At 36.0% G+C, this 9169-nt stretch carries 20 protein-coding genes; all 20 read left to right on the top strand.

Features of this window, described 5'->3' with window-relative positions; translation table 11 throughout:
* Window positions 1-268 (top strand): RHS repeat-associated core domain-containing protein (locus SINDD18_RS11520; RefSeq protein ID WP_193750830.1); only part of this gene is annotated, 268 nt, incomplete at its 5' end.
* Between the two features lie 199 nt (window positions 269-467).
* The gene (locus tag SINDD18_RS05065) at window positions 468-707 is read left to right on the top strand and encodes a hypothetical protein (protein ID WP_045615769.1); all 240 of its coding nucleotides are present in this window, start codon (window positions 468-470) and stop codon (window positions 705-707) included.
* A 432-nt stretch (window positions 708-1139) separates the two neighbouring features.
* Window positions 1140-1439, top strand: a complete 300-nt coding sequence (locus SINDD18_RS11115; RefSeq protein ID WP_061863338.1) for a hypothetical protein — start codon at window positions 1140-1142, stop codon at window positions 1437-1439.
* Window positions 1417-1962 (top strand): hypothetical protein, encoded by a 546-nt coding sequence (locus SINDD18_RS05055; protein ID WP_045615766.1) that lies wholly within the window; start codon window positions 1417-1419, stop codon window positions 1960-1962. The genes SINDD18_RS11115 and SINDD18_RS05055 overlap by 23 nt, the downstream gene beginning before the upstream one ends.
* A 48-nt stretch (window positions 1963-2010) precedes the next feature.
* Window positions 2011-2343: a hypothetical protein gene (locus tag SINDD18_RS05050; protein WP_045615764.1), complete on the top strand. Its 333-nt coding sequence runs from the start codon at window positions 2011-2013 to the stop codon at window positions 2341-2343.
* A 13-nt stretch (window positions 2344-2356) separates the two neighbouring features.
* A complete protein-coding gene (locus SINDD18_RS10440) occupies window positions 2357-3040 on the top strand; it encodes an RHS repeat-associated core domain-containing protein (RefSeq protein WP_080929489.1) in 684 nt (227 codons plus the stop codon).
* Window positions 3041-3054: 14 nt separating this feature from the next.
* A complete protein-coding gene (locus SINDD18_RS05040) occupies window positions 3055-3510 on the top strand; it encodes a hypothetical protein (protein ID WP_045615759.1) in 456 nt (151 codons plus the stop codon).
* Between the two features lie 164 nt (window positions 3511-3674).
* Entirely contained in the window at window positions 3675-3848 is a 174-nt protein-coding gene (locus tag SINDD18_RS11320) for a hypothetical protein (RefSeq protein WP_241497341.1), read from the top strand.
* Between the two features lie 2 nt (window positions 3849-3850).
* Complete coding sequence (locus SINDD18_RS05035; protein WP_061863337.1) at window positions 3851-4132, top strand: hypothetical protein; 282 nt, start codon at window positions 3851-3853, stop codon at window positions 4130-4132.
* A 257-nt stretch (window positions 4133-4389) separates the two neighbouring features.
* Window positions 4390-4686 carry an RHS repeat-associated core domain-containing protein gene (locus tag SINDD18_RS10435; protein ID WP_206598376.1) on the top strand — a complete coding sequence of 99 codons (297 nt, stop codon included), beginning with the start codon at window positions 4390-4392 and terminating at the stop codon, window positions 4684-4686.
* The gene (locus SINDD18_RS05025) at window positions 4679-4906 is read left to right on the top strand and encodes a hypothetical protein (protein ID WP_153014418.1); all 228 of its coding nucleotides are present in this window, start codon (window positions 4679-4681) and stop codon (window positions 4904-4906) included. The genes SINDD18_RS10435 and SINDD18_RS05025 overlap by 8 nt, the downstream gene beginning before the upstream one ends.
* 1 nt (window position 4907) lies before the next feature.
* The gene (locus SINDD18_RS05020) at window positions 4908-5228 is read left to right on the top strand and encodes a hypothetical protein (protein ID WP_061863334.1); all 321 of its coding nucleotides are present in this window, start codon (window positions 4908-4910) and stop codon (window positions 5226-5228) included.
* A 118-nt stretch (window positions 5229-5346) separates the two neighbouring features.
* Window positions 5347-5616 carry a hypothetical protein gene (locus SINDD18_RS10430; RefSeq protein WP_206598379.1) on the top strand — a complete coding sequence of 90 codons (270 nt, stop codon included), beginning with the start codon at window positions 5347-5349 and terminating at the stop codon, window positions 5614-5616.
* A gap of 25 nt (window positions 5617-5641) precedes the next feature.
* Window positions 5642-5992, top strand: coding sequence for an Imm10 family immunity protein (locus tag SINDD18_RS05010; RefSeq protein ID WP_061863332.1), 351 nt, complete (start codon window positions 5642-5644; stop codon window positions 5990-5992).
* A complete protein-coding gene (locus SINDD18_RS05005) occupies window positions 5992-6345 on the top strand; it encodes a hypothetical protein (RefSeq protein WP_206598375.1) in 354 nt (117 codons plus the stop codon). Before SINDD18_RS05010 ends, SINDD18_RS05005 begins: the two co-directional genes overlap by 1 nt.
* A gap of 59 nt (window positions 6346-6404) precedes the next feature.
* Entirely contained in the window at window positions 6405-6905 is a 501-nt protein-coding gene (locus SINDD18_RS05000; protein WP_061863331.1) for an SMI1/KNR4 family protein, read from the top strand.
* Window positions 6906-7049: 144 nt separating this feature from the next.
* Entirely contained in the window at window positions 7050-7337 is a 288-nt protein-coding gene (locus SINDD18_RS04995) for an RHS repeat-associated core domain-containing protein (protein WP_061863330.1), read from the top strand.
* An 89-nt stretch (window positions 7338-7426) separates the two neighbouring features.
* The gene (locus tag SINDD18_RS04990) at window positions 7427-7759 is read left to right on the top strand and encodes a hypothetical protein (RefSeq protein ID WP_061863329.1); all 333 of its coding nucleotides are present in this window, start codon (window positions 7427-7429) and stop codon (window positions 7757-7759) included.
* A 327-nt stretch (window positions 7760-8086) separates the two neighbouring features.
* On the top strand, window positions 8087-8533 hold the full coding sequence (locus SINDD18_RS11315; protein ID WP_061863328.1) for a hypothetical protein: 447 nt from the start codon (window positions 8087-8089) through the stop codon (window positions 8531-8533).
* 45 nt (window positions 8534-8578) lie between these two features.
* Window positions 8579-8881: an RHS repeat-associated core domain-containing protein gene (locus SINDD18_RS11095; protein ID WP_061863327.1), complete on the top strand. Its 303-nt coding sequence runs from the start codon at window positions 8579-8581 to the stop codon at window positions 8879-8881.
* Window positions 8882-9169 lie beyond the last annotated feature (288 nt).

The raw sequence follows: 9169 nt of genomic DNA, 5'->3' as shown, positions 1-9169 counted from the left end.
CTGCGACCAAATCGGCATCACGCGTGAGATGACCGATAAAGACGGCAACCTGGTTTGGTTCGGCAACTACACCGGCTGGGGTCGTATGAAAGAGGAAACCAAGGTAACGGATAGCGCATACCAACCCTTCCGCTTACAGAACCAGTATGCCGACCGTGAAACGGGACTGTATTACAACTTCTTCAGGTACTATGAGCCTGATGCGGGTCGGTTTGTTAATCAGGATCCGATTGGGCTTTTAGGCGGAGACAATCTGTATCTCCAGTAGGAACACCATACCCAGCCTTACCTCCTGGTTCTGATTGAAAGCCTTATACCATATATAGGGTACTTAAACCAATTGATAATGTAGCTGTAAGTAAAATTATGTCGTTGTTCGGAGAAATTGGATTAGGAACACAGGATGAATTACCAAAATCTGTTAAATCATATAGAATCTGGCATCTGGAAGAGGTGATAATAGGAAAATGTTAAAAATTAATGAATTGAATTCATATCTTAAAAATAAAGGAGTACCAGAAGATAGTTACTCAATCAATGAAGTAAATGATGAATCATTATGTATTGTTGAAGAAAATAAAAAATGGCATATATTCTATTCTGAAAGAGGATTGAGAACCGAAGAATATTGTTACCAAGATGAACATTTGGCAATTTTATATTTTATAAATCGGTTATCAAAAATGTTAAAAATTTCTTTCGAATGAAAAAAAGCAAACCGTAGCTTGTATGAAACTTTTAATTCTGATATGGGGTGTGTGTGGAATATACACGCGGCTTCTGCTTTTCAAGCGACCTCTAAATCTTCTTCTAAGTCGTCTGAACTATCGGTTCTTTAACAATTTTATTACTGATTGATGTAGAGTTCGTCTGAAAACATACTTTCAGGCGAACTCTACCAAATTTCTCTCTTGTTGGTTACACCACAAGCTACAGCTACAACGCCCAATGGCTGCCCGAAACCATTACCGACACTTACAATACAATAGCTACGAACCCTTGGCGCAGGTCCGCAACTGAAACAACGAAGACAGCGAAAGCCGACAACAAACCCACTACTTCCACTGCGACCAAATCGGTATCACGCGTGAGATGACCGATAAAAACGACAACCTCTTGTGGTTCGGAAACTACACCGGTTGGGGGCGTATGAAAGAGGAAACCATTATAACTATTTCCGCTATTATGATTCAGAAACAGGACGTTTTGTAAGCCAAGACGTGATAGGTTTGGTAGGAGGTCTAAAAACACCTGATGCACGTGCAATCGAAAAATCAACTGTCGCGATTTTTAAAGTTGAATTGAAAAATGAAAGTAAAACACTTTATGCAGCAAGCAAAGAAATGCACCTTGTTCAAGATGTAAACAAAGTGTTGACGGTGCTGGTGGTGTATATGATTAATGAAAGGATGAGTTATGAATATAGAATTACATATTGAAAAAGTACAATCTCTTTTAGATCAAATGGATTTACAAAAGAAATGTAAATTTGCGGCTTGGTGCTGTAATGCACTGATCATTGAGAAAAAAATAAATGAAAATATGACTAAAATAACTAATTCAAATGTGAACTACGAACTCTGTGATGCTATCATTAAAGCTGGTTGGTATGATTTCTCCCAAATAAATATTGGAATCTCTCAAAAAGCTATAGAAGATATAAATTGGGATGATGATGATCCATTAAATGATATGGTAGAAACACAAGGAACTATAGAATTATTAACTTCGATTCGAAATATGTTACTAGGTATACAACAAAAATCATCTGATAGTTATTACTTTGCTGCATGTGCTGAAAACGTAATTAACTGGAAAGATGCTTTAGCGAATTTCCCATACTCCGAAGATGGCAAAATAGAGGACGAAAATTTAAAACGTGAATATGAAATTCAATTGTTATTTTTAGATGATTTAAGAAATAGTATAATTACCTTACAGGATATTAAGAAATATAGATAAATGGACGCAAGCCTGAGTAGACTATTTAGAACGATAGGAGTTGAGTTGATGGAGTCTGAGGAATTAACTTCTAAAATTTTGCTGGAAAGTGTTTTAGAATGTACAAATTTTGTAGTAAATGAGGTGCCAAACTTATACAGTGCATTAATAGAGAGATTAAAGCAAGACGATGAAGTTTTCTTTATGAATTTTGTTGAAGATGAGGATGGTCAGGATGATTATTATGGATATGTCTATAATAAAACAAATGGAAAAATCTACGAATATGCGTTCCATGATGACAAATTAGTGAAAAATAGGAAGTTGTCTTTTATTGAAAAGAAAATTGGAGAGTTAACAACGAAAGATATTCTTGAATTACCTATAATAGATTTACTGTAATCTAGATATACCTATGATTGGTCTCGTATTTTTATGTAAGCAAGTAGTAGAAAGCCTTAGCCTGTATGAGACTTCCATCCTTGACGTAGATTTGTGTGTAGAATTTGCGCGCGGTTTCCGCTTGAAAAACCAATATGCCAACCGTGAGACGGGGCTGCATTACAACTTCTTCAGGTATTATGAGACTGATGCGGGGCGGTTTATGAATCAGGATCCGATTGGAGTGGAAGGTGGATTTAACTTTTATCGGTTTGCGCCGAATGCGCAGGAGTGGGTTGATGTTTGGGGGCTAAAAAATAATTCTCAGCTGTTGGGAGAAGCAATTACTAAATCTACTCGGTGGTCTGGTCGTCAAGCACATCATAAAATTCCGGTAGAGGTGTTTAATAATTCTCCACTGTTACAACGCCTAGAAAAACAAGGATTATTTAAACTTAATGGAAAAGGTAACGGAATTATGTTACCGGAATCTCTATCTAAAGGGACTACCTGTTCTAAACATAAGGGCTATCATAGAGGATATAACCAAGCAATTATGGAAATAGTAGATTATATTGATAAAAATTCTAAATGTGATAGAGAAAAGGCTAGAAAAATTCAATTATTACAATCCAAAATTCATAAGGCACTTAAGTCAGGAAGTAAGTCTTTATATAAACCAACAACAAAACAAGATTGGATTAATTACTTAACATAAAAAGGAGTAACATTATGAATATAATGTTAGGATTTATAAAAAATAATTTATTAGAAGTATCAGGTAATTATCAAAACAGCCAATGGAAAATTATTCAAGATATTTCAGTAGCACAAAGATATGCATATCAGCAGTATGATTTAAAGACTGTTTGGGCGGATTTACGTGAATCAAACTCACTAATTTTAAAGCTATCTACAGATGAAGATGACAATTTTTGGGATGAATATGCTGTTCCTGAAATTGAAAAAAAATTGAATTCCTTGCACTTAGAGGAGGGATTAAAAGATAGTTTATTTAGTGATATAGATGCCGATTTATTTAATTGTTATTTAAACAACAAATATAAGAAAAATCATCCTATTTGGAATATGATAGAAGATGCTTATTTTAAAGGGTTTTGGCCTTGTGGATGGGAAGGTAAATATCCTGAGGGGAAGCTTGTCGTTTTTAAATTAAACTATGTTTAAATAAAAAACATGATAATCGTCATCTAGATAAAGCATTGAATCCAATGCAAGGTTTTCCGACGACCTCTGTCAAATCGCCTAACCCGGAGGCGACGCACAGCCTCACTTCCGTCACCTTCAGATGTATTATTTGAAATTATCCTATTGAAATAGAAAGGAATCTTATGGAAGTAAATGATATAGTTTTATTTATTCACCAACTATTATTGAACAGAAGTAACGATATTGATTATAAAGAAGATATTATAGAATCATCAAGAAAATCTAGAGAATCAGTAAATAAAAAGTTGCTAGATGGTGTCGATTGTGCCAAATTACTTGCAGAGTTAGGGATATGATTATGGAAGCATTAAAAATTAATAAATCCCTATTGTCTCTTCCATTAGATTTTTCTTTCGATAGTAGTGAAATCAATGAATTAATAAAGGGAATGGATATTGAATTACAAGAAGTGATTATAAGCCCTAATGCTGATATGTGGTATTTTTTATTTATGAAAGAAGAATTTATTTTAGTTAATGATGTAGATGACGGCTTAGATATTCGATTTTTCAAAAAAGAAAATGAAAATTTAGCTAAAAAATTTATTAATAAAATTACTTCTATTGTATCCTTTAAATAAATAAATAAAACAAAGCAAGCCGTAGCCTGCATAAATTTCCAAATTCACAGTAAAAGAATTTGATAGTTATGATGGGAAATGGCATTCTATACATATCTAAATTAAAGTAATTAGCAAACTGTAGCCAGCATGAAATCTCCAATCCTGACGTAGGGCATGTGCGGTACGCACAGGTACACAACTGGACCAACGAAGACGGCGAAAGCTGACAACAAACCCACTACTTCCACTGCGACCAAATCGGCATCCCGCGTGAGATGACCGATAAGGACGGCAATTTGCTGTGGTTCGGCAACTATACCGGCTGGGGTCGTCTGAAAGAGGAAACCAAGGTAACGGATAGCGCATACCAGCCCTTCCGCCTGCAAAACCAGTATTGCGACCGTGAAACAGGGCTGCATTACAACTTCTTCAGGTATTACGAGCCTGATGTGGGTCGGTTTGTGAATCAGGATCCGATTGGGTTGTTGGGTGGGGAGAATTTGTATGCTTTTGCGCCGAATGTGCAGGAGTGGGTTGACCCGCTCGGATTATCTAATGCTCCAGGTGCCTGAAATTCATATTGAATCATTAGAAAGAACAGCTTGGATAAAAGGAACTCCAGTTTCATCATTTGGTAAAAACGTACATTATAAAGTGTATGATACTGGAAAAGTTATTGGTGCATCAGAAGGGATAGACACACCATATATACGAGTTGAATGCTCTCAAGGAGTAATAGATGGACATCCAATTACAAAAAAAGAATACTTGAAAAGATTAGGAGCAATTTGAAATGGAACCTAAAATTGATTTTAAAGATGGCATTATCACTTATGAAAATTTATTTTGGTTATTCAATAATACTAATGAATTCAATAAACTTGAATTTGAAGAAGATTTATTACAAGTACAGTTCTTTAATGAAAAATATATTTTAGATGTTGGGTGGTATCCCCATATCGGTAGAAATGGAAAATTCAAAGTTTACGTAATTAAAAATTGTGATTGGGAAAATCCATTATTTTTAGAATCTGATAACACAATTAATGATTTAATTACCACTATAAAACAAGGAATTAAATGTATATATGCTCATGAGCATCTACAACAATAATGGCAGGTGAGGGAGGAAGTCTCAACAATTCCACAAGGCCCACAGCACAGACCAGCGGACGGGTACGACCCATTTTGAATATGACAAACTGGGCTGGATTACCCAAGCGGGTAATGAAGTGTTCGCCTTCGACCCCGGGCACAATATCCTGTCCGATCACAATAGCCCTACCGTCCCCAACAACCGCCTGAAAACCTACAACGGCAGCAGCTATTACTACGACCACTTCGGCAACCTAATCCACCGCGAACTATCTGACAGCGAAGTGCAGAACTATTTCTACGATCTGCACGACCAACTGGTTAAAGCCGAAATTTACAAAAAAGAACTCGTAAAGCACCTCGCCCAGCTGAAAAAACGACAAACACCTCCACCTGTAAAATGTTAAGAAACAATATGATAAGGAATATTTTATGGAAATTATTTCAAGAAATACGTATTACAAAATAGAAGATGATATTCTTACTATTGCATTTGCAGATAGTGAAAAACCTAATCCTGACAATTACTTAATTTTGCAAAGAGAAGTTGATGACTTAGAATACTATTATTATGAAATTAATACTCAACAATATTCAGGGGTAGGTGGTTTCAAAAAGGTAGAAATTTATTCCGATAAATTAGTTATTTATTTTCAAGAAAACCAAAAAATTTATCAAAATAGTATTAAAAATCTAATTATTACATATCAACCTGATAAAAAATTAAATGAATATATTGGGTATATTTTTGGAGAATCTGATTGTGAGGTTGTAGTTTGCTAATGAAAAATAAATCTATGTGGAACCCAGTAGTAATTTCATTTGATGAGTCCGATGATGAAGGTTTGTCATATATCTACTTTGATTTGGGAAATTTTCATTATTTCACCCTAACCTTCAATCAAGATGAAGATGATCAAATATACCTTGAATTCAATGAACAAACGTTTTCAATCGAAAGCAATAACGTTGCATATGATTTAAAAGGTAATACTTTATCATTCGATTTCGGAGATGATATTCAGAAATCTTTGAAAATCGAGAAACATATTGATATTGAAATAAATATAGACACTGATATGGTTTCGTTTAGGAAAACACTAGAAAATATTTTTTTAGCAAAAAACAGAATATAACTTGTACAAGTAAGCTAGATGTAGTCTGAACAAAAACTTTCAGCCCTAAGGAGTATTTTATGAAAATCAAAGAATTAATTGAAAAATTAGAACAAAAAAGTAGCCATCAATTTTTGAAAGCAGTATCAAAACCAGAATTTGCTTTTCCTTTGCCACAAGATTTAAAATTCTTTTATGAAAATTATGAATATGCTATTCTTAATATTAATACTTCTTGTGAGATAAGAATCAGTTCACTTTCAGAATTGCAACCAACAAACCAAATTCTATATCCAGCTGATGATGTTATTTGGGAGGAGTTGGCAGATGATATCAGTAATGATTGGTTCATGATTGCATCTTCACAAGAGCTCAGTCAATATATCAGTATAGACTTAAATGAAAAAAGATTTGGTTTTTGTTATGATAGTTTTATAGAAACTCATGCTACACCTGATGAGTCTCCCATTATTGCTAAATCATTTACAGAACTACTGGAGAAATTGGTTTCAAATAAAAAAGAATGGTTTTGGTTAGATTCCTCTTTTCAAAGCTATGGTGATGCTTATGAAGATGAATAAGTAAGTTGTAGCCCGCATGAAACTTCCAATCCTGACATAGGGCATGTGAGGTACGCACAGGTACACAACTGGACCAACGAAGACGGCGAAAATCGCCAACAAACCCACTACTTCCACTGCGACCAAATCGGCATCCCGAGAGAGATGACCGATAAGGATGGCAATCTAGTTTGGTTCGGCAATTATTACGGTTGGGGCAAACTGAAGAACGAAACCAACATATCCGGAACTGCTCACCAACCCTTCCGCCTGCAAAACCAGTATGCCGACTGTGAAACGGGACTGCATTACAACTTCTTCAGGTACTATGAGCCTGATGCGGGTCGGTTTGTGAATCAGGATCCGATTGGGTTGGAAGATGGATTTAACTTTTATCGGTTTGCGCCGAATGCGCAGGAGTGGGTTGACCCATTGGGGTTAGCAAAAAAATAGATGGGCTTACTATTCACTACATGGCAATATTTGATAAAGCTGGAAAAAGGAAGAATGTAACTGACTTCAAATTCAAATAAGAGGATTATATGAATAAATTTATTTATAAAAAAGATCAAAATTATACTGACCACTGGGAATTTTGCAATCAAAATAAATATCCATTTATTACAATTAATAATATTGATAATGGTTTTAGTGAGCTATTTTTTGACATAACTAATATAAGTAATAAATTAGAAGATATTTCTAATTCTATAAAAGAAATATCTTCTTGCTATAATAAATTTTTTTTAATTCCCAGCTACATATTAGAAAGATATGAATCTCAATATTATTACTTTGAATTCCCCGTTATAAATACCCACGCAGAACTTATTGCAAACCAGTTATTTGATTATTTACTTGAAAACATAAGTTAAAGCATACTGTTACGAAAGAAGATCAACCATTTTACTAAGCCAAAGCGAGCGAATTAGATTAAGATCTAATAAACAAGTCATAGCTCGTATAGAGAGATTCTCCTAAAGCACACAGTTAGCTTCATAAAACAAATCGCCGCACTGAACGACCTGACGCAGACCTAGATAGGTAAGAACTCAGTAGCATCAGCTTAGGCCGTCAACCGCAGCTACGCCTACGACAAAGCAGGCAACCTGACCCACAGTACCGACCAACGGACGGGAACAACCCATTTTGAATACGACAAACTGGGTCGGATTACCAAAGCGGGTAATGAAGCGTTCGCCTTGGACCCCGCGCACAATATCCTGTCCGATCACAATAGCCCTACCGTCCCCGACAACCGCCTAAAAACCTACAACGTCAGCAGCTATTACTACGACCACTTCGGCAACCTGATCCACCGCGAGCTGGCCGACGGTGAAGTACAGAACTATTTCTACGACCTGCATGACCAACTGGTTAAATCCGAAATTTTCGAAAAAGACGGCAGCAAAGAGACTTGGGCCTACACCTATGATGCCTTGGGCAGAAGGATAGGCAAAGGCCGTCTGAAAAACGAAAAAGTTTCAGACGGCCTCGAAGAGGAAACCGGATTCGTTTGGGACGGCAGCCATCTCTTGCAGGAAATCCAGCCGGACGGCAGATATACCTATCTCTACACCGACCCGGATTCCTACGAACCCTTGGCACAGGTACGCAACTGGACCAACGAAGACGGCGAAAGCCGCTAACAAACCCACTACTTCCACTGCGACCAAATCGGCATCCCGAGAGAGATGACCGATAAGGATGGCAACCTAGTTTGGTTCGGCAATTATTACGGTTGGGGTAACCTGAAGAGTGAAACCAACATATCCGGAACTGCTCACCAACCCTTCCGCCTGCAAAACCAGTATGCCGACCGTGAGACGGGGTTGCATTACAACTTCTTCAGGTATTATGAGCCGAACGTCGGGCGGTTTGTGAATCAGGATCAGATTGGATTGATGGGAGGGACAAACTTTTATCAGTTTTCGATGAATGCGCTGGGATTGATTGATCCATTAGTACTATCAAAAAAAGGGTTAAGGTTATTATAAAAAAATATCTGATTTAAGAAAAATCGTTAAAAACGGAACATCAGAAGCTTATAATCTTGCTGATGATACACTTAAAGCACCGTGTAGTAGTTGTACATGGGTATTAAGATTCTTAAGAATGAAAGGTAAAAAATAGTCATGTATGATATAAATGAAATTATGAATAATATTTCCGAGTTTTTAGAAAAAAACCAGAAAAATGAAATTTTTTTAATTAATAAACTAAGAGATTTCCTAAAAAAATTTTATGAAAATAATTCACAGATTAACATTAAAGAAAAAATATTG

The sequence above is a fragment of the Streptococcus infantis genome (genome assembly GCF_001579645.1).
In the GTDB taxonomy this organism is placed as follows: domain Bacteria; phylum Bacillota; class Bacilli; order Lactobacillales; family Streptococcaceae; genus Streptococcus; species Streptococcus infantis_E.
This window is presented reverse-complemented; position numbering and strand designations above follow the sequence as displayed.

What these genes read in the sequence shown, in the direction of transcription:
- SINDD18_RS05050 (WP_045615764.1), top strand. Translation starts at nt 2,011, where the DNA reads ATGGAGTCTGAGGAATTAACTTCTAAAATTTTGCTGGAAAGTGTTTTA.
- SINDD18_RS10440 (WP_080929489.1), top strand. Translation starts at nt 2,357, where the DNA reads ATGATTGGTCTCGTATTTTTATGTAAGCAAGTAGTAGAAAGCCTTAGC.
- SINDD18_RS10435 (WP_206598376.1), top strand. Translation starts at nt 4,390, where the DNA reads ATGACCGATAAGGACGGCAATTTGCTGTGGTTCGGCAACTATACCGGC.
- SINDD18_RS05040 (WP_045615759.1), top strand. Translation starts at nt 3,055, where the DNA reads ATGAATATAATGTTAGGATTTATAAAAAATAATTTATTAGAAGTATCA.
- SINDD18_RS05020 (WP_061863334.1), top strand. Translation starts at nt 4,908, where the DNA reads ATGGAACCTAAAATTGATTTTAAAGATGGCATTATCACTTATGAAAAT.
- SINDD18_RS05005 (WP_206598375.1), top strand. Translation starts at nt 5,992, where the DNA reads ATGAAAAATAAATCTATGTGGAACCCAGTAGTAATTTCATTTGATGAG.
- SINDD18_RS04995 (WP_061863330.1), top strand. Translation starts at nt 7,050, where the DNA reads ATGACCGATAAGGATGGCAATCTAGTTTGGTTCGGCAATTATTACGGT.
- SINDD18_RS05010 (WP_061863332.1), top strand. Translation starts at nt 5,642, where the DNA reads ATGGAAATTATTTCAAGAAATACGTATTACAAAATAGAAGATGATATT.
- SINDD18_RS05035 (WP_061863337.1), top strand. Translation starts at nt 3,851, where the DNA reads ATGGAAGCATTAAAAATTAATAAATCCCTATTGTCTCTTCCATTAGAT.
- SINDD18_RS05000 (WP_061863331.1), top strand. Translation starts at nt 6,405, where the DNA reads ATGAAAATCAAAGAATTAATTGAAAAATTAGAACAAAAAAGTAGCCAT.
- SINDD18_RS11320 (WP_241497341.1), top strand. Translation starts at nt 3,675, where the DNA reads ATGGAAGTAAATGATATAGTTTTATTTATTCACCAACTATTATTGAAC.
- SINDD18_RS05055 (WP_045615766.1), top strand. Translation starts at nt 1,417, where the DNA reads ATGAATATAGAATTACATATTGAAAAAGTACAATCTCTTTTAGATCAA.
- SINDD18_RS05065 (WP_045615769.1), top strand. Translation starts at nt 468, where the DNA reads ATGTTAAAAATTAATGAATTGAATTCATATCTTAAAAATAAAGGAGTA.
- SINDD18_RS04990 (WP_061863329.1), top strand. Translation starts at nt 7,427, where the DNA reads ATGAATAAATTTATTTATAAAAAAGATCAAAATTATACTGACCACTGG.
- SINDD18_RS11095 (WP_061863327.1), top strand. Translation starts at nt 8,579, where the DNA reads ATGACCGATAAGGATGGCAACCTAGTTTGGTTCGGCAATTATTACGGT.